This is a genomic window from Aquimarina sp. AD10 (assembly GCF_003443715.1).
GTDB lineage: Bacteria > Bacteroidota > Bacteroidia > Flavobacteriales > Flavobacteriaceae > Aquimarina > Aquimarina aggregata.
The window spans coordinates 1713545-1738196 of record NZ_CP031965.1 but is presented as its reverse complement, the minus strand read 5'-3'; the positions used below and the strand labels follow the sequence as shown (position 1 = coordinate 1738196).

The 24652-nt window shown below is 31.3% G+C and carries 26 protein-coding genes; 10 read left to right on the top strand and 16 right to left on the bottom strand.

The window, feature by feature from the left end:
• Window positions 1-212 precede the first annotated feature (212 nt).
• Window positions 213-1886 carry an AraC family transcriptional regulator gene (locus tag D1816_RS07410; RefSeq protein ID WP_118501925.1) on the top strand — a complete coding sequence of 558 codons (1674 nt, stop codon included), beginning with the start codon at window positions 213-215 and terminating at the stop codon, window positions 1884-1886.
• A gap of 6 nt (window positions 1887-1892) precedes the next feature.
• Here the strand turns inward: D1816_RS07410 and D1816_RS07405 are convergent, their stop codons facing one another.
• The 3 genes from D1816_RS07405 to D1816_RS07395 form a co-directional block, all read right to left on the bottom strand.
• Window positions 1893-2462, bottom strand: coding sequence for an RNA polymerase sigma factor (locus tag D1816_RS07405; RefSeq protein WP_118501923.1), 570 nt, complete (start codon window positions 2460-2462; stop codon window positions 1893-1895).
• 495 nt (window positions 2463-2957) lie between these two features.
• On the bottom strand, window positions 2958-3485 hold the full coding sequence (locus D1816_RS07400) for a DUF4199 domain-containing protein (protein WP_118501921.1): 528 nt from the start codon (window positions 3483-3485) through the stop codon (window positions 2958-2960).
• Between the two features lie 166 nt (window positions 3486-3651).
• Complete coding sequence (locus D1816_RS07395) at window positions 3652-4179, bottom strand: DUF4199 domain-containing protein (RefSeq protein ID WP_118501919.1); 528 nt, start codon at window positions 4177-4179, stop codon at window positions 3652-3654.
• A gap of 305 nt (window positions 4180-4484) precedes the next feature.
• On the opposite strand from D1816_RS07395, the gene D1816_RS07390 reads away from it, so the two are divergent.
• The 3 genes from D1816_RS07390 (at window position 4485) to D1816_RS07380 (ending at window position 6658) form a co-directional block, all read left to right on the top strand.
• Window positions 4485-4970 (top strand): hypothetical protein, encoded by a 486-nt coding sequence (locus D1816_RS07390; RefSeq protein ID WP_118501917.1) that lies wholly within the window; start codon window positions 4485-4487, stop codon window positions 4968-4970.
• A 91-nt stretch (window positions 4971-5061) separates the two neighbouring features.
• The gene (locus D1816_RS07385) at window positions 5062-5313 is read left to right on the top strand and encodes a type B 50S ribosomal protein L31 (protein ID WP_066318090.1); all 252 of its coding nucleotides are present in this window, start codon (window positions 5062-5064) and stop codon (window positions 5311-5313) included.
• Window positions 5314-5485: 172 nt separating this feature from the next.
• Window positions 5486-6658, top strand: a complete 1173-nt coding sequence (locus tag D1816_RS07380; RefSeq protein WP_118501915.1) for a GlmU family protein — start codon at window positions 5486-5488, stop codon at window positions 6656-6658.
• Window positions 6659-6727: 69 nt separating this feature from the next.
• Here D1816_RS07380 and D1816_RS07375 read toward each other — a convergent pair whose 3' ends face one another.
• Together D1816_RS07375 and D1816_RS07370 are read right to left on the bottom strand one after the other, a co-directional pair.
• The gene (locus tag D1816_RS07375) at window positions 6728-7801 is read right to left on the bottom strand and encodes a hypothetical protein (protein WP_118501912.1); all 1074 of its coding nucleotides are present in this window, start codon (window positions 7799-7801) and stop codon (window positions 6728-6730) included.
• A gap of 110 nt (window positions 7802-7911) precedes the next feature.
• Window positions 7912-9543 (bottom strand): ABC transporter substrate-binding protein, encoded by a 1632-nt coding sequence (locus D1816_RS07370; protein WP_233565252.1) that lies wholly within the window; start codon window positions 9541-9543, stop codon window positions 7912-7914.
• 115 nt (window positions 9544-9658) lie between these two features.
• Here D1816_RS07370 and mtaB point away from each other — a divergent pair, with 115 nt between their 5' ends.
• Complete coding sequence (gene mtaB, locus D1816_RS07365) at window positions 9659-10987, top strand: tRNA (N(6)-L-threonylcarbamoyladenosine(37)-C(2))-methylthiotransferase MtaB (protein WP_118501910.1); 1329 nt, start codon at window positions 9659-9661, stop codon at window positions 10985-10987.
• A 56-nt stretch (window positions 10988-11043) separates the two neighbouring features.
• Here the strand turns inward: mtaB and D1816_RS07360 are convergent, their stop codons facing one another.
• Window positions 11044-11346, bottom strand: coding sequence for a GNAT family N-acetyltransferase (locus D1816_RS07360; RefSeq protein ID WP_066318073.1), 303 nt, complete (start codon window positions 11344-11346; stop codon window positions 11044-11046).
• Between the two features lie 286 nt (window positions 11347-11632).
• Between D1816_RS07360 and D1816_RS07355 the strand changes: the two genes are divergently transcribed.
• The 3 genes from D1816_RS07355 to D1816_RS07345 all read left to right on the top strand — a co-directional run bounded on the left by D1816_RS07355 (window position 11633) and on the right by D1816_RS07345 (window position 13746).
• Entirely contained in the window at window positions 11633-12304 is a 672-nt protein-coding gene (locus D1816_RS07355; RefSeq protein ID WP_118501907.1) for an alpha/beta fold hydrolase, read from the top strand.
• Window positions 12305-12368: 64 nt separating this feature from the next.
• A complete protein-coding gene (locus tag D1816_RS07350) occupies window positions 12369-13316 on the top strand; it encodes a lytic transglycosylase domain-containing protein (RefSeq protein ID WP_118501905.1) in 948 nt (315 codons plus the stop codon).
• A gap of 61 nt (window positions 13317-13377) precedes the next feature.
• A complete protein-coding gene (locus D1816_RS07345) occupies window positions 13378-13746 on the top strand; it encodes a sulfite exporter TauE/SafE family protein (protein ID WP_066318067.1) in 369 nt (122 codons plus the stop codon).
• Between the two features lie 24 nt (window positions 13747-13770).
• On the opposite strand, the gene D1816_RS07340 is transcribed toward D1816_RS07345, so the two are convergent.
• Window positions 13771-14643: a redoxin domain-containing protein gene (locus D1816_RS07340; protein ID WP_118501903.1), complete on the bottom strand. Its 873-nt coding sequence runs from the start codon at window positions 14641-14643 to the stop codon at window positions 13771-13773.
• A gap of 148 nt (window positions 14644-14791) precedes the next feature.
• A complete protein-coding gene (locus D1816_RS07335) occupies window positions 14792-15307 on the bottom strand; it encodes a hypothetical protein (protein ID WP_066318063.1) in 516 nt (171 codons plus the stop codon).
• A 171-nt stretch (window positions 15308-15478) separates the two neighbouring features.
• Here D1816_RS07335 and rpmH point away from each other — a divergent pair, with 171 nt between their 5' ends.
• Both rpmH and carB read left to right on the top strand, forming a co-directional pair.
• The gene (rpmH, locus tag D1816_RS07330) at window positions 15479-15637 is read left to right on the top strand and encodes a 50S ribosomal protein L34 (RefSeq protein ID WP_066318051.1); all 159 of its coding nucleotides are present in this window, start codon (window positions 15479-15481) and stop codon (window positions 15635-15637) included.
• Window positions 15638-15738: 101 nt separating this feature from the next.
• Window positions 15739-18591, top strand: coding sequence for a carbamoyl-phosphate synthase large subunit (carB, locus tag D1816_RS07325; RefSeq protein WP_118501901.1), 2853 nt, complete (start codon window positions 15739-15741; stop codon window positions 18589-18591).
• Between the two features lie 66 nt (window positions 18592-18657).
• Here the strand turns inward: carB and D1816_RS07320 are convergent, their stop codons facing one another.
• The 8 genes from D1816_RS07320 to D1816_RS07285 all read right to left on the bottom strand — a co-directional run bounded on the left by D1816_RS07320 (window position 18658) and on the right by D1816_RS07285 (window position 24493).
• Window positions 18658-19044, bottom strand: coding sequence for a hypothetical protein (locus tag D1816_RS07320; RefSeq protein WP_066318046.1), 387 nt, complete (start codon window positions 19042-19044; stop codon window positions 18658-18660).
• 93 nt (window positions 19045-19137) lie between these two features.
• Window positions 19138-19680: an acyl-CoA thioesterase gene (locus tag D1816_RS07315; RefSeq protein WP_066318043.1), complete on the bottom strand. Its 543-nt coding sequence runs from the start codon at window positions 19678-19680 to the stop codon at window positions 19138-19140.
• Window positions 19681-20049, bottom strand: coding sequence for a 6-phosphogluconate dehydrogenase (locus tag D1816_RS07310; protein WP_118501899.1), 369 nt, complete (start codon window positions 20047-20049; stop codon window positions 19681-19683). It abuts the gene before it with no gap.
• A gap of 7 nt (window positions 20050-20056) precedes the next feature.
• Window positions 20057-21202: a serine hydrolase gene (locus D1816_RS07305; protein WP_118501897.1), complete on the bottom strand. Its 1146-nt coding sequence runs from the start codon at window positions 21200-21202 to the stop codon at window positions 20057-20059.
• 1 nt (window position 21203) lies between these two features.
• Window positions 21204-21542, bottom strand: a complete 339-nt coding sequence (locus D1816_RS07300) for a hypothetical protein (RefSeq protein ID WP_118501895.1) — start codon at window positions 21540-21542, stop codon at window positions 21204-21206.
• A 10-nt stretch (window positions 21543-21552) separates the two neighbouring features.
• Window positions 21553-22956, bottom strand: coding sequence for a DNA recombination protein RmuC (rmuC, locus tag D1816_RS07295; protein WP_118501893.1), 1404 nt, complete (start codon window positions 22954-22956; stop codon window positions 21553-21555).
• Between the two features lie 67 nt (window positions 22957-23023).
• Entirely contained in the window at window positions 23024-23773 is a 750-nt protein-coding gene (locus D1816_RS07290; protein WP_118501891.1) for a DUF2927 domain-containing protein, read from the bottom strand.
• 57 nt (window positions 23774-23830) lie between these two features.
• Window positions 23831-24493 (bottom strand): ABC transporter ATP-binding protein, encoded by a 663-nt coding sequence (locus tag D1816_RS07285; protein ID WP_369887290.1) that lies wholly within the window; start codon window positions 24491-24493, stop codon window positions 23831-23833.
• Window positions 24494-24652 lie beyond the last annotated feature (159 nt).

Genomic DNA, 24652 nt, shown 5'->3' with positions numbered 1-24652 from the left:
TTGCAAATGTGTTTTGATTTATTAATTAAAAATAGGTAAAGCGAATTGTTTCTTATAAAAGTGAATAGGATCTTTAAAGAATAATGTTTTTTAAAACACTTATATTCAAGGTGTTGTTTTTTTTGTTTTTAGCTTTAGAAAAACTAGCTGACTTATTAGTGTATTAAATTATTATATTGGCTTAAAAACTGACTTCCATATATTAAAAAATAATGATAAGAGTATTATTTTTCCTAGTACCTTTTTGTTTGTGTTCTCAAGAAATTGATATTAAGCTAGAAGATACTCTGTTGTCGAAAAACTATTTTCATCTATATGAAAGATTTTATCAGAATCGTGATGATAATCAAGAAAAAGCCTTTATGTATGCTAGTGCATACTTAGAAAAAGGAAAAATTGAAAACGAAAAACTGAACGTTGCGCATGGTTATTTTTTGATGGCTCATTTATGTAAAGATGAAATCTTTCTTAGTTATGCGGATAGTATTATAGATTTAACTAAGGAATTAAAAAACAAGGAATATCCAGCTAGAGCATATTTAATGAAAGGAGACTATTTTTTGCAAAAAAGTCTTTTTAAAGTAGCATTTGATAATTATAAAAGGGCTAATTTTCTGGCATTAGAAAGATCAAATACAAGGATCTTGTATGATTGTAATCATTCTATAGGGAAACTTAGGAGTAAGATTGGTCAGCATAAGGAAGCCTTTCGTATTTTTAAAGAATGTTATATGTATTCTTATGAGAATGATTTAGAAGAGAGCTGTCGAGATATGTTGTATTTGGCTAGAGAGTTTAATCATATGCGTGAGTTGGATTCTGCTACGTATTATAACAAACTAGGTGTTCAAGAATCATTAAATAATAAGGATAAACAACTTTATAATTTATTTGTACTTAATTCTGGAATAACTAATTATTATAAAAAGAACCATAAACAATCTATTGATAGCATTACAAAAGTGTTACCGTCTTTTAAATATGAAAAGGACTCGTTGAATTTATCAGTATCTTACTTTTATTTAGGAAAAGCATATTCAGAAATTCGTTTAAAAGAGAAAAGTATTAATTACTTTCTTAAAATGGATTCTATTGTTCAAATTCGTAAGGAGATATTACCAAATATGATGGAAGGTTATGATATTTTGAGTAATTACTATAGAAAAAGAAAACACTACGAAAGGCAATCTAGGTATTCTAAAAGGAAAATTACACTGGATAGTACATATAAGACTGTTTATACGAGTTCGGTTACAAAGATGCTTAAAGAATATGATACTTCTTCAATAGTTACTAAAAAGGATATTAAATTATCTGAACTTAATGATGAAAATATGCTATTAAGAGGTTTGATGGTTTTTTCAACTTTTCTGTTTATTATATTTATAGCATTTTTAGTTTATTTTTATAACGATCGAAAGCGGTATCAAAAAAGTTTTAGGGCTATAGTTTCCCACACGAATAAAATAAAAGAAAACGAAACAAAACTTAAAAAAAATAATGAAGATCAACTTAATGATTTAAATATCTCAGAAGAAGTTATAGAAAGAATTTTAAATGGGATAAAAGATTTTGAAAAGAGTAAGCGTTATTTAGATAAAAAATATAGTCTTCAAGTTTTATCAAAAGAATTAAATACTAATTCAACTTATCTTTCTAAGATCATTAATATCTATAAACAAAAAAGTTTTTCTGGTTATTTGCATGACCTTAGGATTGGATATGCTATAGAGAGATTAAAAGATGATAAAAAGTTTCGGTTATATTCAATTAAAGGTATTTCTGAAGAAATAGGGTTCAAGAGCAGTGAATCTTTTGCAAAAGCGTTTCATAAAAAAACAGGAATTTATCCTTCATCTTTTATTAAAAAACTAAAAAACATTTAATTTTTCTTAGGTATCTGCCAATTCCTTATATAATGGATCTTTAGATATAGTTTGAATAAGCTCTTTTTTGGTTTCGCATTTCTTTTTCCGTACATATTTTTCGGTATATCCCATTGCTAGTGATACTTCTTTACTGTTTTTTTCTTCAAAAAAAAGACTCCACAATTGTTTTGTACTGGTATGCAAAGTAGAAAAATAGGTGTTGAAGAGTTTTTTACGATCTTTTTGTTGTATTTGATCTGTTATCGCTGTTTGGGGATCTTTAAAATCATCGGCAAGGATATCGGCCATTAACCACTTTCGTTCTTTTCGTAAGCGGTTTAACCATAAGTTTTTGCAAACACCATAAAAATAGGCTCCAATAGTAGTACTTATTAATGTATCGTTTGATTTTAACTTTAAATACATTACCAATAGTGCATCCTGAAAAATATCCTCGGCATCTTCTTTAGATCCTCCTTTTTTTAGAATATGATTTTTTATGTAGGGTAAATGTTGACGATAAAATGAGGCTAAAGTAATTTCGTCTCCTAACATAATTCCGTCTATGATTTCTTGTTCACTTTTTAACGCCATAGTTTTAAGTTTACCTTCTTGAAATGATATAGTAGAAAAGCATCTTTTATTGAATTGATATAAAATTTAATGAGTTGCTTGTTCATCACAAATGTATAAGGAATACAATCAAAAACACAAGAGTAATAGGTCGTTTTTTATAAAATTAGACTTGCTTTTACATTGCATTTTTCTGGTTAATAAATTGATTATTAAGGTGTTGTGTTTTTGACTCAGTTTTGATTTTATATGGGGTTGTATTTTGTTTTCAACGAGGAAATTTCGTTGGATATATGGATAAACTTAACATGTAACGTGATCATAATACTCCAAAATGTAGATGATGGTATTAAGCTAAAATGGATATGATATGATAAAAAATGAAACCTGGATAAATACTGAAAAGCGATATTGGTTTTTAATATACCAAATGAGAGATTTGTAAAAAGATTACAAAAAAAAATGGATTACATTTTTTTGTAATCCATTTTTATATTTTGATATGTAAGTGTGGGCTTAATGTAAATCTTGTTTTCTTTGCATCGCAAATCCCGCAATAACAGAAATGATAAGTCCCATAAATAGGTTCCATATTAATGCAAATGCAGAAATGATATAAGGCGAAGTGAATTTTTTAGCCATTTCTAAACTTTGATTTAGCTGTTCTTCTGGCATATCAGGAAAACGTTCTAACATTTGTTCACGTTGTACATCATTGATTTGGTCAACAATACCTGGTTCTATAACGTTCATTAGTAGAATGGTCCAAACCACACCAATAATTCCTCCAATAAGTGCAATACCAATACCTACTTTTATAGCTTCGCCAAGTTTAAGAAATCCACCATTTACGGTTTTAAATGCTTTGATACCATATACAATAACACCTGCTATGATAGCCAAACCAATTACAGTATGTATCCAGTTTTGTTCGGCATATCCATCCATGATGTATATTACAACTCCCATTAAGACGGATAGGACACCTAGGATTACGCCATAATTAATAATAATTTTCTTAGTAGATGCTTGATCATTTTCCATTTGTTATCTGTTTTGATTATCTATACACCATAAGTATATAAAGATACTAAAATGTTACAATGTGATAATATAAATTAATATTATTGATTAGATAGAAGAAGTTTTGTTGGATGTAGAGTAATATCGAATGTGATTAAAAGAAGTAACTAGAATTACCAATTACGTATTAAAAAGGGTTTCTTTGTTTCTGCATAATAGCTCCACTGATTAATGAAATTAAAAAACCAGCAAATAAATTCCAAATTAAAGCAAAAATTGCTGTTATGGAAGGGGAGTTAAATTTTTCTATTAAAGCAATACTTTTATCGACTTCTTCTTGAGAAAGATTAGGATTACGTTTAATCATCTCATTTTTTTGAATATCAATAGTTTGAGTTATTATATCTGGTTCGATAGCGCTTGTTATTAGTATATGAGATATTATGCTAATGATACCTCCTATTACAGCAATTCCGATGCCTACTTTTAAAGCTTCTATTAGTTTTATAAAACCTTCATTTGCAGATTTATATTTGTAAATACCATATACAACAATTAAAACAAGAATTAAGGCAGTTATAGCAGTGTTAACCCAGTTTTGTTGGGTGTAATTTTTAGTTAAAAATAAAATTAAACCATAAAAAATAGAAGTTACCCCAAGAATTAATCCGTATTTAAGGATATGTTTTTTTACAGGTATACTGGTTTCATTCATACTACTTTTTTATGTTGTTTAGTAAAGATAAGTATACAAATATAATAAAATGTTACAGTTTTACTGAAAAAAAGGCACTTCATCGGGCTATTCCGTTATTTTATCGTATATTCGTTTTTGTATTACGGTAAAACCGTAGTGTATAGATGGTGTTAACCTGTGTAAATAGCGGGTTAGTGTTAAAAAAAACTAAATTTTGTAATTAATTGATTTTACAAGATTTGGATCGAAATGTGAAATTTAGACTAAATTAAGAATACCCAAAAATAGAATTATATAAAAATTTATTAACGAAACTATGAATTATGAAAAAACATTTACTTTTTATAGTTGGATTTTTTTTGCTTACCATAATTTCTTGTTCAAAAGAAGAATCTAGCGAGATTTTACTATCAGAGAAAGAGAATGTAGTAAAACAGACTCTAATTTCATTTAATAATAGCGCTGTTAAGACTAAGAAATACAAGGTTTTTATTAATGAGTTATCTCGGAAGTCAAATATAAGTGATTTAACGCCTGAAGAATTAGATCTTTTGGTAGATGAATTTCTTAAAGAACAAACACAAGAATTTCAACAATTGTATTATAAGTTAGCAGAATTAAATCTTACTTCAGAGGAATTCTCTATTATTGCTAGTGAATTTGATTATCTCAGAATTGATAATAATTTTAAACTAAATAAAGGGCGTATTTGTTGTGAAATTTCAGGAGGACTTGAAAGTAATGGTAATCCACTTGGTTCGGTTTTTAAATGGGCATGTGGCTGTGAGGAATCTCAAGCAGCTTCATAACCTTCAAAATTTTACATTCTTTATTTCAAAATATTTTGCAATTAAAAAAATAATTGTAAATTTGCAGCTCGAAAAATGAAAAGATAATACCATGCAAAAAGATATACACCCAGGAAATTATAGATTAGTAGCGTTTAAAGATATGTCTAACGATGATGTTTTTTTAACAAAATCTACAGCAGATACAAAAGAAACGTTAGAAGTTGATGGTGTTGAGTATCCTTTGATAAAATTAGAAATATCTAGATCTTCTCACCCTTTTTATACTGGGAAATCTAAACTTATCGATACTGCAGGACGTATTGACAAATTCAAAAACAAATATGCTAAATTCAAAAAATAATTTAGCTTTACAATATCTTAAAAAGCCTTTCTGTTTAGAAAGGCTTTTTTTATGGTTTATATTTTTTACAAAAATTTATTTTACAAATAAAATAGCTAAACAGTATTCTTTTTAACATGAACGTCTTTATTTTTGCAGTAGTTCAGAATTATAAATTTTTTGAAATCAAATCATGAATTATATTCTTTTTGATGGTGCTTCACGTAATGCACTATTGCCTTTTACATATACCAGACCAGTAGCAGAAATACGAATAGGTATTTTAACGATAAGAGAAAAATGGGAAAAGCATCTAGGTTTTACTACATCTACCATAACAGAAGATTATCTTAATGCTAAATTTCCGATGGTGGAGTTAGAAGATAACGTAATGATTAATGCATCTTACTTGCCAACAAATCAACTTGTTGCTCACATTAAAGAACTTAAAACGGATCAAGCTATTTTTTGCAAAGATGAAGTAGTTGCTTTCTATGTTAAAGAAGGGCAAGAAATAGATTTTGATAAGTATGATATATTACAATTTGAAGAAGAAACCTTGACTGTGCAGCACACGTGGGATATTTTCTCGAAAAATGAAGAAGCAATTCGTCAGGATTTTGATCTATTAACAAAAGATAGGGAGAGCGAACCCCTTTCAAGCTCAAATCATATATTAGGAGAAGAACAAATATTTTTAGAAGAAGGGGTTACTGTAGAATTTGCAACACTTAACGCTAGTAATGGACCTATTTATATAGGAAAAAATGCAGAGATCATGGAAGGTAGCATGATTAGAGGCCCTTTTGCGTTATGTGAATCTGCAACCGTAAAAATGGGAGCAAAAATTTATGGAGGAACTACTATTGGGCCACATTCTAAAGTTGGAGGAGAGGTTAATAATTCTGTGATTTTTGGATTTTCGAATAAAGGACACGACGGTTTTATAGGTAATTCTGTGTTAGGCGAGTGGTGTAATCTCGGTGCAGATACCAACACATCGAACCTTAAAAATAATTATGCACCAGTACGATTATGGAGTTATGAAACCGAAGGCTTTGCTAAGACAGGGCTACAATTTTGTGGCTTAATGATGGGAGATCATTCTAAATGCGGTATTAATACAATGTTTAATACAGGAACCGTTGTAGGTGTAAACGCAAATATTTTTGGTGGTGGATTTCCGCGTAATTTTATCCCAAGTTATAGTTGGGGTGGGAGCGCTGGTTTTACAACCTATTTAACCAGAAAAGCTTTTGAAGTAGCAAAAGTGGTGATGTCTCGAAGAAATCTTGAATTTAACGAACAGGAAGAGCAAATATTAGAACATGTTTTTGAAGAGACAAAACAATGGCGTAAAAATTAAAAATAGGATAATGCATAAAAAAAAACGCCATCTATTATAAATAGATAGCGTTTTTTTAATTTTTAAAAGTTATTTAGAAAGAAAAAATTCTACATTATATACGATGTCATCTTCATACGAAAATTTAACAACCATATTAGATCCATCTATAGTAACATCACCATCAAAATCAACTTCACCATCTTCTAGAGTTCCGTCAAAAATTTGATCTCCTGATGCTTCTACATATTCAAATTCTACTAAAGATAATTTACCTTCTTCTTCGTCATAAGCCCAATTACCTTTTGATATATAGTATCCACTTCCTTCAGCTCCAAAAGTAGCTTCACAATTTTCAACACTAGCACTATAGTCAAAATTCTTTTCAGTATCATCGCTGCGATACTCATAAGTACCATCACTATTAATTGTTAATGCGAAAGATTCTAGTACGTAGCAATATGCATTATCAATAACTAATTCTTGTTCGTTTGCACATACTATAGTAGCATCTCCACAATCACTTTCTTCACCAGGTAAAATGGTTACACTGTTTTCTATTTGTTTAGTATAATTCCAAGTACCTACAAGAGCAGAATTTCCACCCCAAGCTTCAATTTCAACACATACTTCAACAGGCTCACTAATATTACCTTGATCATCATAAATACAAATCAAATAACAAAATTTACCTGGAGGAATGTCATTACCAAAGTTTACATCAATCTCTACTTCATTATCCATCTTTTGATTGGATTTGGATAAAATTCCAGATTTATTTCTACCTGCTCTAATAGATGATGAAGGAATATCAAGGTAATCTGGAGCAAAAGTTCCATCATTTGATCTTACTTGAAGATATGCTCCTGCAAAATTTTGAGGGGCATCAAAGGTGATATCAAATCCACTATTTAAAAATCCAGATTGATTGGTTTCATCAATAGCAAAAGGTATATTTCCGGTTGGAGTAGGAGCATTACCTGTAATTCTATTGGCGCCATCAACGGTTAAGCCTTGAGAAACCGAATTTGCTTCTAAAACCACATCTTCTACAGGATTTGGATCAACTTGATTAGGGTTTGAGTCTGGATTTTCGTCATCACTACTACAGGATATTACTCCTAAAAATAAAGATGCGAGCAAAATTAGATTAATTTTTTTCATAAAATTTGGGTTAATTTAAATGTTAAATTTTAACTAATGAAAAGCGAATATAAGAAAAATGAATCGACAAAAAGCAAAAAAATACAGCTGAAGCACTTGTTTTTTAAATTTTACTTAAACTTTTCTTTCCATACCCGTTTTAAAATCAAGAAATTTTGCGGATTATTTGTAAGGCCTTTTACATTTTTTTGTGTAAAGCGAACAACTTCGTCATAGTATAAAGGAACAATTGGAGCTTCAGAAATAATAATAGAATCCATTTTAGAATAGTGTTGCTCTCTTAGTTTGGTGTCTGTTATTAAAAAGCTTTCTTCATACAAGGAGTCAAAATAGTCGTTCTTAAAATGTGTGTAATTGGGACCATTTGGAGTATGATTTTTACTATAGTAAGGTGATAAAAAATTCTCGGCATCTGGGTAATCGGCGATCCAACTCGCTCGAAAGGATTCTAGTTTTCCGGCCCATTTCTTTTGTCGTATAGTTGAAGAAGGCATCACATCAACTATAATTGTTAGCCCTACTTTTTCTAATTCTCTCTGAATAAACTCGCATATACTCTGGTAATTGGCATCAGTTGCAATTCTGATCATTGGTGTGTCGTTACCAGTCTCTTTTTTGTACCTATCAATAAGTTTTCGAGCCTTTTCTGGATTATATTCATATCCAGAGCGATTAGTAAATCCGGGAATACCTTTAGGAATAAAACCATTAATAGCAGGGATCCCAATACCATTTTTAAGGTACGTGATCATTTTTTCTCTATCAAAACCATGATTGATTGCTTTGCGAAGCAAAATAGACTGAATTTCTTCTTTTTCCGAATCTAAGTAAAATCCAAGGTACTCAGAATTTAGGTAAGGACCTTTACTAATATGTACCTGTTGTTTATATTGATCACGTAATTTACCACTCGGTGTTAGTAATTCATCTTTATACGAAGCATCAAGACTATTCAATAAATCAATTTTACCTTGCGCAAATTGTAAAAATTCACTCTGTTTATCAGGTAAAAAGGTTATGGCTACAGCTTCGAGGTAAGGAAGTTGTTTTCCGTTACTATCTTTTTCAAAATAAAGTTCGTTTTTTCGCAATACCAATTTTACATTTTCTTCCCAAAGCTTAAACTTAAAAGGACCCGTTCCTATGGGGTTTGAACGAAACTCATTTCCATAAAAGTTTACAATTTCTTTTGGTACTACAGAACAGTAACGCATACTCATTAAACCTAAAAAGGCAGGAAAGGGTTTCTTTAAACGTATCTCGAAAAGAGTATCATTAATAGCCTTGTAATTTTCTACACTTTTAAGTACCCAATTGCCTGGTGAGGCTACTTTAGGATCTATAAGTCTGTCAAAACTATATGCAAAATCTTTAGCAACTACAGTACGAGTACTGTCTTGAGTATTAAATAATTTGTGTTTATGAAATTTTATATCGTTGCGCAGGGTAAAAGTGTACGTCAACATGTCTTTAGAAATCTCCCATTTTTTTGCAATATCAGGAATGATATGAAGAGAATCATCTAATTGTACAAGACTATTAAATAATTGATTGGTAGACCATATATTAGGAATATCTCTGGCAAATGCAGGATCTAAAGAACTTACATTATTATGGTGATTGTATCTAAATACAAGATAATCTTTATTATTTTGAGAGGATTTTTTGCAAGAAACTAAAGAAAACAGTATATAAGTTATTGTTAAATAACGAATTATAAAAGTAAAATGCTTTGTTTTCAATTTTAGTAAACGAATTATTGTTGGTATATTTGCACGCTTAAAATTTAATCTTAAAATTAAGTTGCGGGGTAAATATAATGAGATTTCTACCTATGTCGAAATATGAAATTGTTTTATGAGGAAAAAAGTTGCTTTTTATACATTAGGATGTAAGCTAAATTTTTCAGAAACTTCCACAATAGCGAGGAATTTTACTGATGAAGGTTTTGATCGTGTTGATTTTTCTGATAATGCGGATATCTATGTAATTAATACGTGTTCTGTTACTGAAAATGCTGATAAGCGATTTAAAACTATTGTAAAACAGGCACAAAAAAGTAATCCCGATGCATTTGTAGCAGCTGTGGGTTGTTATGCCCAATTAAAACCTGAAGAGTTGGCGGCAGTAGATGGTGTTGATTTGGTTTTAGGCGCAACAGAGAAGTTTAAAATTACAGATTATATTAATGATCTGTCTAAAAATGAATTTGGAGAGGTACACTCTTGCGAGATAGAAGAGGCTGATTTTTATGTAGGAAGTTATTCTATTGGTGATAGGACAAGGGCATTTTTAAAAGTTCAAGATGGTTGTGATTATAAATGTACATATTGTACAATACCATTAGCTAGAGGGATTTCTAGAAGCGATACTTTAGAGAATGTATTAAAAAATGCAAAAGAGATTTCTGAAAAAGGAATTAAGGAAATAGTACTAACAGGAGTTAACATAGGAGATTACGGAAAAGGTGAGTTTGGTAATAAAAAGCATGAACATACCTTTTATGAATTGGTTGAAGCTCTTGATACGGTAGATGGTATTGAGCGCTTACGAATTTCTTCAATAGAGCCTAATTTATTAAAGAATAAAACTATCGATTTTGTTGCTAATTCAAGAACTTTTGTTCCTCATTTTCATATTCCCTTACAATCAGGAAATGATGAAATTCTTAAATTAATGAGAAGACGATATCTTAGTGATTTATATGTTGATCGTGTTCAGAAAATCAAAGAAGTAATGCCGCATGCATGTATTGGTGTTGATGTCATTGTTGGTTTTCCTGGAGAAACAGAAGATCATTTCCTAGACACATATAAATTTTTATCAGATTTGGATATCTCATATTTACATGTATTTACATATTCAGAAAGAGATAATACAGTGGCTGCAAATCTGAATGGAGTAGTCCCGATGAATGTTCGTAAGAAAAGAAGTAAAATGTTACGTGGTTTGTCTGCTAAAAAAAGAAGAGCATTTTATGAAAGTCAATTAGGATCGACAAGAACAGTACTTTTTGAATCTGAAAATAAGGAAGGATATATACATGGCTTTACAGAGAATTATGTAAAAGTAAAAATGCCCTGGAATCCTGAGTATATAAATACAGTACATCAAATAAAATTAAAAGATATTGATGAGGATGGAATGGTCAGGTTCGATTTTACTTCAAAAGAAATTATAGCCTAAAAACAAAAAAATCTGCCACATGACAGATTTTTTTGTTTTCTAAAAGATCATTTTGACTAGATATTGATACCTACAGGCAATAAGTCTTTGTATTTGCGTCTGTTTTTTCTCATAAACTTAGCAATTATTGGGCTTGTAGGAACTAATCTTATGTTACGATCTTGGATAATATTAAAAACTGCAATAATAAAATCCTGTTCATACCCTTTTTCAATCTGTTCTTCACTCATGATAAGTTTTGTTAAGAAAATCTTTCTTTCTTGTTGAGCGTACTCGATCTTTGCCTTTTGACCATCAATTGTAGTTTCGAATTGTCTTAGAAATTCATTATCAGTAATTTCTAATTCAACATCACTCATGTTCTCCATATTTTTTTAAATTATGAGGTAATTAAATCATAAATAGGGCAAATCCCCTGTAATATCTAATCTTTATTAGCCAATAAAAAAACAGATTTTTGCTGATTTGATACATAAAATCTAATTTTTCTACTATATGGGCTAACTAAGATTTGTTAGTTGAAAATTCCCTTTTACCAAAATTTAATCAAGTATTGCTTTTTTCTAAAAGGGTAATACCATAATTTTGACGTGCAAATATAAGAAAATTAGAGCTTTAAACCTTAAAACCTCTGTTAAAATACCTATGTCGCAGGAAGTTAGCCATATTTATTTTGTTCCCGGAATGGCAGCGGATGTTTCTATTTTTGAAAACATAAAATTACCGACCAATCAATTTAGTATATATACGATACCATGGAAGATTCCAGATAAAGAAGAATCGATCTCTGAGTATGCAAAAAGAATGTGTAAAGCGGTAAAACATGATAATGCTGTTTTGATTGGAGTTTCCTTTGGAGGGATAATTGTTCAGGAAATGAGTAAACGCATGAAGTTTAGAAAAGTGATTATCATTTCTAGTGTTAAGAGTAAGTTTGAATTGCCAAAACGCATGAAAATAGCCCGTAAAACAGGGTTTTACAAATTATTACCTACATCTTTAATTTCTAAAATTGAAAACTGGGAAAAACTTGCTTTTGGTGATTTTGCAAAAAAAAGAGCTGCAATGTATCAAAGATATCTTTCTGTAAATGATAAAAGATATTTGGATTGGGCTATCAAAAATATGGTATGTTGGGATCAGGAGAAACCTTCAGATGATCTTATTCATATACACGGGGATAAAGATGTCGTTTTTCCGATAGTGAATATTAAAAATTGTATTACTGTTGAAAAAGGAACACATGTAATGATTGTTAATCGAGCAAGATGGTTTAATAAGTATTTACCCGAAATTATTAATGATAACTTGCAATAGTCTAAGTTTTTACGTTATATTGTGATAGAATATATTATTTCCCCAATAAAACCTACTTATAACAATGAAGATGATAAAGAAGATTTTAGTTTTTCTAGGTATATTATTTACCTTCAGTATTTTGGTGAATGCTACCCAAGATGCTCCGCAAAAGCCCTTAGCTCAAGAAGTTCTTGAAGATAAATTGATTAATGACTATAATGTCTACGCAATTCCTATGCCTGATAACCTGAACTTTTCAGGAGAGTTAGTTCCTATTGAAAATCCAGATATTAGAGAAAGAATGGATAGAGAACTTTTGGTAAACACGTATTGGCAATCGAATGGTTTGCTTCTTTTTAAAAGGGCAAACAAGTATTTTCCAATTATAGAACCTATACTTAAAGAAGAAGGTGTTCCAGATGATTTTAAATATTTAGCAGTTATAGAAAGTAGTCTTACCCAAGCAGTTTCTCCTGCTAGAGCTACTGGATTTTGGCAAATATTAAAAGGAACAGCTAAGGAGTATGGATTAGAGGTTAATCAGAATGTAGATGAGAGATACCATATAGAGAAATCTACAAGAGTTGCTTGTAAATACCTTAAAAGTGCAAAGAAAAAGTTTGGATCATGGACCCTTGCCGCTGCAGCATACAATGCTGGAAGAGCAGGTGTAAATAGACAATTAGAAAGACAGAATGCTGTTTCGTATTATGATTTATTATTAGGTGAAGAAACTGGAAGATATGTGTTTAGAATTGTAGCTGTTAAAGAGATATTAAGTAACCCAAAGAAATACGGGTTTAACTTTACAAACGAAGACCTTTATAAGCATATCCCAACTTTTAAAGTGTTGGTTGAGGAACAAATTACTGACTTTAATGAGTTTGCAAAAAAGCATAATATAAATTATAAAATCTTAAAGTTGCATAACCCTTGGTTACGAGAAGCTCATTTAAATAATACTTCAGGAAAAGAATATTATATCCAAATTCCAAGAGAAGGATATTATAAAACCGGAACGGGTCAATAGTAATTTTTTTACAGACATTTATTAGTTTTTTTGTTTAAGTTAGCTGCTTATTTTAAGCGGCATGAATGTATCTGTACTTATTTCTTTAGTTCTAATAGGTTTATTAGCGGGTTTTTTTAGTGGGACACTTGGTATTGGAGGAAGTGTAGTTATGATTCCTTTGATGATCTTGTGGCTTAATTTTTCTCAACATGAAGCTCAGGGAACTAGCTTGGCGGTTTTAGCAGTTCCAGTTACTTTTCTGGCTGCCTATAATTATTATCAAGAAGGGTATGTTAACTGGAAATACGCTGTGATTATTGCTCTTACCTTTATAATTGGTGGGTACCTAGGAAGTAAATTAGCAATCTCTGTAAATCAACAACAGCTTAAAAAGATATTTGGAGGTATCCTTTTATTAGTTGCTTTAAAAATGATATTTGGTAAATAAACGTCGTAGTTTTTAAACAGATTCTTATCTGTTGTTATTTCTGCGATTATTTTTTAGTGAATCTTTTTCTCGCTTATAGCGCTCATATTCTTCATCAATTTTTCTTTCTTCGGCAGTTCTTCCTTCTTCATCAAGTTCTTCTTTAGACTTTTTAGATTTTTTGCCTCTTCTTTTGTCACTACCTTCTTGGTCGCTTTCATCATTTTCATCACCTTCTAAAAGACCCTTTGCATCAAGATCAGCAATTAATAATGATACACCTTTAGATAAGGAATTGAAATGGATATTGTAAGAATTGGTTAAGGTTTCACTAGAATGATGTGTTTCAATTTTACGGATATCCAACACTTTTTTATCTTGATCCATAAAGTACATCATAGGAAAGCCAAGAGCATGTTTTAATTTATTAATGATATACGAATCTTGATTAGTTTTTTCATTAACATATACTAATTGGATATTCTGAGTATATTCTTTTTCTTTTGACTTTAAATTTTCTTTTGTGTCCCAAAATAATACAACAAAGTCCAACTGATCGTGAAATTTATCTGCTAAGTCGTTTAACGCAGGGATCTCGCCAATACCCGGAACACACCATGCAGCATATGTGATAAGAAACATTGGTTTTTCGTAATCTCTTAATAGTATAGGATCACCTTTCAAGGTGTTTAGACTAAAATTATCCATATAAGTACCATTAAGATGGTTTCTTACTAATGAATCAAACAAAAAACCAGCACGTTCAAGGTCTTTGTCTTTATATGCATCATCGATTTTTTGATTGTATTTAACAATATGTGCCGAGATTGCAGTCGAAAAAGGGATTTTCACTTCTGGTTGAGCAAATAAATTGCTAGAAAAAGAAAATAGTATTCCTAGAATTAATAATTTTTTCATTATATCACAATTACAATAGCTAATGTACTGTTTAAGTCTTAAAAAAAACAGTAATTAGTATTAAACTTAGGTTTAATAAAGTCTTTTTTGAGTACTATTTGGTACGATATTCTATTAGATAACGTATTATATAGAACAATTAGTGTGCCTAAATTTTCTTCATTTGCTGTTTCATCATCGTAATTTGATCTTTCAGCATATTGTGTTTATCTAATTTCTTGGCCTCAGTAAGAAGATTTTGAGCTTCTCGTTTTCTTCTTTTAGTCATTGCTATTCCTGCAAGATTTAATTTAGCGACAGCTAAATCTTGATTCATAGATAATCCTAATTTTATAGCCTTTTTTAAATATTTTTCTGCTTGCGTTATGTTTGTTTGAGAAAGCATAATCCCTAAAAGATAGTTATAATACCCCTGTTGCTTAGTTGTAAGGGCGCTTTCAGGGTTTTTTATCTTATCAAGCCATCTCTTAGCACCTTCAAAATCTTGTTTACGTAATCTTAGAAATGCTAAAAGAATTAATTCATTTTTAAAATACAAAAAGACAAAAATTGCTGCTAATAAGATAAGCATTATCCCATTGCCTATATATCCTTCGATCATTTGCCAAACAGCTACACCAACAATTAGAGCAGCAATTACTAATTTTATATTTTTGTTATACATGAAAGGTATGTTTTTTAAGTCGCGGCAAAGGTAATAAAAACAATTAAAAATAAATTGATATTTAGGTTTGTCAAAGTAAAAACTCTTCGTATATTTGCCCGCAGTTTTGGGGAAGATGTCCAAAATAGATCAAATTAGATATTTCAAGAAGATTTATAAAGATATATAGCAATGAAGAGAACATTTCAACCATCGAAAAGAAAGAGAAAAAATAAACACGGCTTTAGAGAGCGTATGGCTTCAGTAAATGGAAGAAAAGTCCTTGCTCGTAGAAGAGCTAAAGGAAGAAAAAAGATATCTGTTTCTTCAGAGTTAAGACATAAGCACTAATGATTAAGTGTTTCTAAAATATTAAGGTGTTACTTTTATAGGTAACGCCTTTTTTTATATCTATTAAATAAATTTATCAAAACAGCAACATTTTTTATTACATGCCTAAAAACGAAAAACTCAAAAGTATATTGATCATAGGATCTGGTCCAATAGTAATCGGTCAAGCGTGTGAATTTGATTATTCTGGAACTCAAGCACTACGATCTCTTCGCGAAGATGGAATTGAAACTATTTTAATTAACTCGAATCCAGCGACTATAATGACTGATCCCTCTATGGCGGATCATGTATATCTAAAGCCGCTAACTACAAAGTCTATTATTGGTATATTAAAGGAGCATCCCCAAATTGATGCTGTATTACCAACAATGGGGGGGCAAACCGCATTAAATCTTTGTATCGAAGCTGATGAAAAAGGTATTTGGAAAGATTTTGATGTAGATATCATCGGAGTTGATATCGATGCTATTAATATAACAGAGGATAGAGAACAGTTTAGAGAGCTAATGCTTAAAATAGGTATTGGTATGGCACCTCAGGCAACTGCTAATTCATATTTGAAAGGTAAAGAAATTGCTCAAGAATTTGGTTTTCCGTTAGTAATTAGAGCCTCTTATACTCTTGGTGGAGCTGGAGCCTCTTTTGTATATAAAGAAGAAGATTTTGATGAGTTACTTACGCGTGGATTAGAGGTTTCGCCTATTCATGAGGTAATGATTGATAAAGCATTGATAGGTTGGAAAGAGTATGAATTAGAACTTCTTAGGGATAATAATGATAATGTAGTTATTATTTGTACCATAGAAAATATGGATCCGATGGGGATTCATACAGGAGATTCTATTACTGTTGCTCCTGCAATGACACTTAGTGATAAAACGTTTCAGCGTATGCGTGATATGGCAATTCATATGATGCGTAGTATAGGGGATTTTGCGGGAGGTTGTAATGTACAATTTGCTGTAAGCCCTGATGACAGAGAAGAAATTATAGCTATAGAAATTAATCCAAGAGTTTCTCGTTCCTCAGCCTTAGCTTCAAAAGCGACAGGGTATCCAATTGCAAAAATAGCGGCAAAATTAGCAATAGGGTATACATTAGATGAATTAGATAATCAAATAACAAAATCAACATCGGCATTATTTGAGCCTACTTTGGATTATGTAATCGTGAAAATTCCAAGATGGAATTTTGATAAATTCGAAGGATCAGATCGTACTCTAGGTCTACAGATGAAATCTGTAGGAGAGGTAATGGGTATTGGTAGATCGTTTCAAGAAGCGTTGCATAAAGCCACACAATCTCTTGAGATTAAAAGAAATGGTTTAGGAGCAGACGGAAAAGGACTCAAGGATTATGATCGAATTATTGATAAGCTAACCTATGCCAGTTGGGATAGAGTATTTGTAATTTATGACGCTATTCAAATGGGAATTCCATTAAGTAGAATTCATGAAATTACTAAGATCGACATGTGGTTCTTAAGACAATATGAAGACCTTTATAATCTTGAAAAAGAAATTTCTACGTACACCATACAATCATTAACCAAAGAGCTAATACTAGAAGCAAAACAAAAAGGATTTGCAGATAGACAAATAGCTCATATGGTTGGATGTTACGAGAGTGAAGTTTATAATAAGAGAAGCGATTTAGGAATCAATAGAGTTTATAAATTGGTTGATACCTGTGCTGCCGAATTTAAAGCAAAAACACCATATTTCTACTCTACTTTTGAAGCAGAAATAGAAACTCCAGAAGGTGAAGTTTATATTGAAAATGAAAGTAAAGTTACCGATAAGAAAAAGATTGTTGTTTTAGGTTCTGGACCTAACAGAATCGGACAAGGGATTGAATTTGATTATTGTTGTGTACACGGAGTTTTAGCTTCTGCAGAATGTGGATATGAAACTATCATGATAAATTGTAATCCAGAAACGGTTTCTACAGATTTTGACACTGCCGATAAATTGTATTTTGAGCCAGTATTTTGGGAGCATATCTACGATATCATAAGGCATGAAAAACCCGAAGGTGTTATTGTACAATTGGGTGGTCAGACGGCTTTAAAACTAGCAGAAAAATTAGATCGATACGGCATTAAAATTATAGGAACTAGCTTTCAATCTTTAGATTTAGCAGAAGATAGAGGAAGTTTTTCTAAATTATTACAAGAAAATAATATTCCTTATCCAGAGTTTGATACTGCCGAGACTGCAGATCAAGCTCTTGAAGTAGCGGATCGATTAGATTTCCCAATTCTGGTAAGACCTTCATATGTACTTGGTGGGCAGGGAATGAAAATTGTAATTAATAAACAAGAGCTAGAAGAGCATGTTGTGGATCTTCTTAGAAAAATACCAAATAATAAATTACTGTTAGATCATTACTTAGATGGTGCTATCGAGGCTGAAGCTGATGCCATTTGTGACGGTGAAAATGTTTATATTATTGGTATTATGGAGCATATAGAACCTTGTGGAATTCACTCTGGAGATTCTAATGCTACATTACCTCCTTTTAACTTAGGAGAGTTTGTTATGCAACAGATTAAGGATCATACTCATAAAATTGCGTTAGCACTTAATACAGTAGGACTTCTTAATATTCAGTTTGCTATTAAAGATGATATGGTGTATATCATTGAAGCCAATCCAAGAGCTTCTAGAACTGTGCCTTTTATTGCTAAAGCGTATGGCGAGCCGTATGTAAATTATGCAACAAAAGTAATGCTGGGCGATAAGAAAGTTACAGACTTTGATTTTAAACCACATTTAGAAGGTTATGCGATTAAACAACCAGTTTTCTCGTTTAATAAATTCCCTAATGTAAATAAGAAACTAGGACCAGAAATGAAAAGTACTGGTGAAAGTATTTTGTTTATCGATGATTTAAAAGATGACCAATTTTACGATTTATATTCTAGACGTAAAATGTATCTAAGTAAATAAAGATAAAGTAAAAAATCCCGCAACTTGCGGGATTTTTTATATATAATATAATTCTATATTTAAGAATTAGTTTTCTAATAAACCATCGGCTTCCCAGTCACGAATAATATCGATAACTTCTTGAGTAAGCATTGCCGCAGGAGGAGGAGGCATAACTCTTCTTGAGCTTGTAGATTGAATTCTTTCAATCATACCGCGATTGATACCGTTTCTAGTTTCATTAAAATTATCCATTGGAAACGTAGCTCCATTCTGAAGAGGTGTCGTATGGCATCGAATACATTGCCCATCAATAATAGCTTTCACATCTGCATCATACGTAGTTATTTTATTAGGATTAGGGTTTGGCTCTGGATCACCTCCGTTAGTGTCGCCGCCATCATCACTACTGCTACAATTAAAGCAAATAACAGCGGTCAGAATTAAAATTGAAAACTTAGCAATCTTTTTCATAAAAGGGGATTTTTTTAGTCAATATACAATTTTTGACGTAAAGACATAGGGGATCATTACATATTCAGGTCAATTTTTATTTATAATATAATATTATAACGTAATTTTTACATTGTATTGTTTTAAGACTTCAAGATGCTCTTCAAGTTTGAATTCAGAGGCTTTAAAACGATCACGTCTGGCTTTTGCATCTTCCTTACGAATTATACTACGAACAAATCGTCGTATATCAGTTTTGTTTTGTAAAATTAAACCAGGAATTGGGACACTTTTTCCAGTATCATTTTTTGCGACCATTGTAAAATAACTAGAGTTACAATGTTTAATTGCTCCAGTTTGTATATTCTCAGATTCAACTCGTACTCCAACCACCATAGATGTTGTTCCTACATGATTAACAGAGGCTTTCATGGTAACTAATTCTCCGACCTCAATCGGTTTTAAGAAATCTACTTTATCAACACTGGCAGTAACACAATAGGTCTCAGAATGTTTAGAAGCACATGCAAAAGCAATTTGATCCATCAAAGATAAAATGTAACCTCCATGGATTTTTCCACTAAAATTTGAATGAGATGGGAGCATTAATTCTGAAATGATTACTCGGGACTCTTTGTTTGATTTATGTTTTTTCATCTATTTATTTCTAAAATGTGGTGATACTTCTTCTACGACATCTATTACAAAATACTTCGTATCTCCAAGCCATGAAATTTTAGCAAATCGCTCTTTATATTTCAGTTTCACATATCGACCTTGAAACTTTTCAAGCTTTTCAATAATTTTCTTGTTTTTATCTTCTACAGAAAAACTAAATATTTGTGCTCCAGAAATTCCTTGACTAATTTCACCTTCCCAAGTTTTTACTAATACACCTTTGTTACTAAATTTAATAAGTTCCCCACTTCTTGTTCCTTCACTATAGGATGCATAGTATATAAAAGCATACCACGCTGCAAATAGCAGTACTAGAACGGTTATGATTATCGTAAGTACTTTTTTCATATTTATTTTATAAAGCTCTATATACTTTGGTTACAAACTCATCAATTTGACTAGGTTCTAACCATCTTGTTACTATTAGTAAATCTTGTTTTTGATCAATTACAATAAAATTACCTCCAAAACCAGCAGCATAGTATATATGTTCTGGTAGGTTTTCCCAATGTCTTGTCCCTTTTTGGTTTAACCACCACATAAAACCATAATTAGAGTTTGCTTTTGAAGGTGTAATGGCTTCTTTGATCCATTCTTTAGAAACAAGTTGTTTTCCGTTCCAGTTACCGTCGTTTAGAAACAAAAGCCCAAATCGAGCATGATCTAATGAATTTATAAAGAGCCCGCCTCCAGAATGACCACCACCGCTAACTGATTGCATTTTAGCACCATCTACAGTAACCCATGAGTTGTCATAGCCAAACCATCTCCATGTTGTTGAAGCGTCGATAGGATCCATTATGTTTTCTTTTAAAACCTGTGGTAAAGGTTTTCTCCAAATATTTAATAATGAATAGGCTAGAACATTAACTCGAACGTCATTATATTCAAAAACTGAGCCTGGTTGATTTAGTTTTCTTAATTTCCAATCATCTATATTTCCCTCGCGTGGGGGACGATCTGCCCAATCATATCCACCCCATAATTGTCCAGACCAATCTGAGGATTGTGTAAGCAAGTGTCTCCAAGTAATTTTTTTATTGTGATTTCCGTTAAATGTATTGTCCCATATATAAGTATAAGAAAAATCATCTACAGAGCGTATTAGTTTTTTATCTACTGCAAGTCCGGCCATGGTAGATAAGTAACTTTTTGTAACGCTAAAAGTCATGTCAACACGCTCAACATCCCCCCATTTAGCAATGATATAGCCATCTTTAATAATTAAACCAGCAGGGCCTCCTCGTTTTTTGGTTGGTCCTAAAATTTTGTGATATGGTTCTCGTTCAAAACCTTTAACAATAGCTATGCGTAAATCCTTAGAACCAGAATATTCATTGTCTTTTGCAAATTGAACGGCTTCTTGTAATTTTTGAGTGTCGATTTTAAATTCTGAGGGGGTTTTTTCTTCCCAATTTCCACGTTCAGGAAAATAGGATTGTTGGGCCTGTGCAATGGACCCAATTAAAAATAAGAGTATAAAAATGTGTTTAAATTTCATATTAAGAATTATTTACTTTAATGACTTTCTTAGTTAATAAAAAGAGGCCAATTACAAAGAGAATTGATCCTATAAAAGAGACAATGTTAATGGCGGAAATTATATAAGTATATACAGTGCTATCCCATTTTTGGTATACAACAAATTGAATAAACAAGATTTTTCCGATTACTATAGAAAGTAGTATTATTATGTTTCCTATTAGGATAAGAACTCCATCTGTCGTTCTTCCTTTTTTTATAAGATAATGAATGCCGATACCAATAAAAAGAAGTGTCGGAATAGCATAAAAAAGACCAGTTAAAGCTTGGATAAGAATTTGTGACGTATCTGCGTTCATAGATTAAGTTTTATAAATCATCTTCATCAGAAGCACGCTTGATAATAGCTTCAGGCAGAGATTTTTTTGCTTTAGCTCCCATTTTTTTAAGTTTTTCTACACTTGTAATTAGATTTCCACGTCCATCTACTAATTTATTCATAGCGGCAGAATAATCTTTTTTAGCATCATCGATTTTTTTACCAACTCCTGTAAGATCTTTGACCAATCCTTCAAATTTATCATATAAGGCTCCTGCTTGTCTTGCAATTTCGATAGCGTTACGCTGTTGTTTTTCATTATTCCACATGGTATCGATAGTACGTAAAGTGGCAAGTAGGGTGGAAGGGGTCACGATGACAATATTTTTTTCAAAAGCTTGATTATATAGTTTACTATCCTCATTAATAGCGATTGCAAAAGCAGGTTCTATAGGTACAAAAAGTAATACAAAGTCTGGGGATTCTATATCGTAGAGGTCCTGATAATTTTTTTCTGAAAGCTGATCTACATGCCGTTTTAATGCAGCTATATGTTCTTTAAGATAGTTAGCTTTTAGGTCATTGTCATCTTCATTAACAAAACGCTCATATGCCGTTAATGTTACTTTAGAATCTATAACCATCTTTTTGTGATCCGGAAGATAAATTACTACATCTGGCAATACGCGACTACCATCTTCTGTAGTAAAACTTTGTTGTACGAAATATTCACGATCTTTTTCTAGGCCGGATTTTTCTAGTACCCTTTCTAGTACTAGTTCTCCCCAGTTTCCTTGCATTTTGCTATCTCCTTTTAACGCTTTAGTTAAATTGGTAGCTTCTTTACTCATTTGTTCGTTAAGGTCTTTAAGCCCTAAAATCTGTTGTCGAAGCGCAGCGTGATAGTCTATACTTTCTTTATGTGTTTGTTCTACTTTCTTTTCGAATGTATTTATTTTTTCTTGTAAAGGTGTGAGAATGTTTTTAATATTCTCTTTATTTTGTTCTGTGAATTTGTTGGATTTTTCGTCCAAGATTTTATTAGCAAGGTTTTCAAATTCTTTAGAGAACTTTTCCTGAAGCTTCTCTACTTCATTTTTTTGCTCTTGATTTTTGAGTTGAAGATTCTCAAATTCAGAATTTCTACGTGTAAGTTCGGTGTTTAAAAAGTCTTTTTCTCTACGAATATCTTCACGTTCTTTTTTTAAATCTATAAGTTGTTTTTCTATACTATTTTTATATTCTGTATGTTGTTGTTTTGCAAATTCTAATTGGTGTTCTGCATTTTTTTTAGACTCGTCTAATTGTAATTTTAGTTGATTGGATCTTTCTATATCTGTACTTTTTTCACTTTTATTCTTTAAAGAAGTGACATATTTACCAATAAAAAAACCAATAAAAATAGATATAATAATTGCTCCTATAGCAATAATGATCGGTGTGTATCCTGACATGTAATCTTATATTTACTCAAAGATAAATATAAGCATTGAAAATTGAGAAGGATGTGTTTAGAAGTTTTTATTCTTCTTTTAATAATTGAATTAAAATAGGATCGATATCAAATCTATTTAATCCAGTAGCCATATCAGAATGATATAAAAGTTGGATTAATTCTTTATCTATCTGCGCATATTGATTTGTAGTAGTCCAGTCTGATTGAAATATACTTTCAGGGTATTTTTTTGAATCTCTAGCTAAACCCAAAGATTGTGTTAGTTCTTCTCTTAAAAGATGTTTTTGTGCCATATCATTTGCGCGTCTTGTGTCGACATACATATGACCACTTGTAAGCTCATTTGAAGAATTCCATAGAAGATAAAATAACCCCCAATTATTTTCTACAAAATCTCTTTGATCAGAATATATAGAAGCATATGCGGTACCGGTACCAAAGAAAAGATGATAATTTGACTGATCGAAACTATCTACAATCTGTATTTTGAATCCATCAGTGGTTAAAGCGTTTATTTCAGAAATGATATTATCTAATTCTGTTTTGAGTGCAGGACTTGGATCACCATCTACAAATATTTTCATCTGGGATTTCCATTTTCTTGTTACTCTAGAAGCACTACCAAATTCAAATCCTAGTGCTACTTCTTTAAAGTAATCAGCAATCCTTAATTGCTCTTCTGTTAGATCATGCTCGACAGGATTATTTATGACTTCGGGATCTTCTGGTATCGCAGTATCGTCATTAGAACAGGAAGAAACAAAAAGAACAGTAATGCATAAAAATGAGAAAAAAATATAGGAATGCTTTTTCATAGCAACATTTTGGAATTTAATCGACAAGATTTGATAAATATAAATATACTAAAAAGCTTAATTTCTTACTTTGTATCTGCCAGATTTAGAGTCGAATAAAATTAAATCTTCAGGAAATAAAGAAGAAAAAGCACGACATTGTACTAACTCTTTAGGGCGACCAAACTCAAACCCATCTTCATTCATCACAATCATTTTATCACATAATTGTATAGCAAAATCAATTTCATGGGTAGAAAACAAAATAGTTTTTTTGGTTTCAAAAGCAAGACGTTTTAAAAGTTTTAAGATATATGCTTTATGGTACACATCTAGATGAGTAGTAGGTTCATCAAGCATAATAAAAGGTGTATCTTGGGCTATAGCTCTGGCTATAAGAACTTTTTGTAATTGACCATCGCTAAGTTCAAAACATCTTCGGGATATTAATTCTTCTATATGAGTAACTTCTATAGCTTTGCGAACTTTTTCAACATCTTCTTCGGCCATTTTACCTACCCAATTTGTATATGGTTGTCTGCCGAGTGCTACTAGTTCTTGCACTGTAATATTTTTTGAAGCAATTTGTTCGGTCAAAACAATGCTTAATTGTGCAGCAAGTTCGACAGGCTTATACGTATTAAGCTTTTTATCTGACAAATATACACTACCGTGAAGAGCAGGTTGTACGCGTGATAGTGTTCTTAGTAAGGTCGATTTGCCGATACCATTAGCACCCACAAGCCCAACTAACTCACCTTCATATAATTTGAGGTTGATGTCAGCAGCAACGACATTTAACTTCTTTTTGATGTGATAACCAATAGAGAGGTCTTCCGTTTTAAGAACAATATTTGGGTTTTCAGTATTAATAATTCTAGGGCTTTTCTATTTCAAATA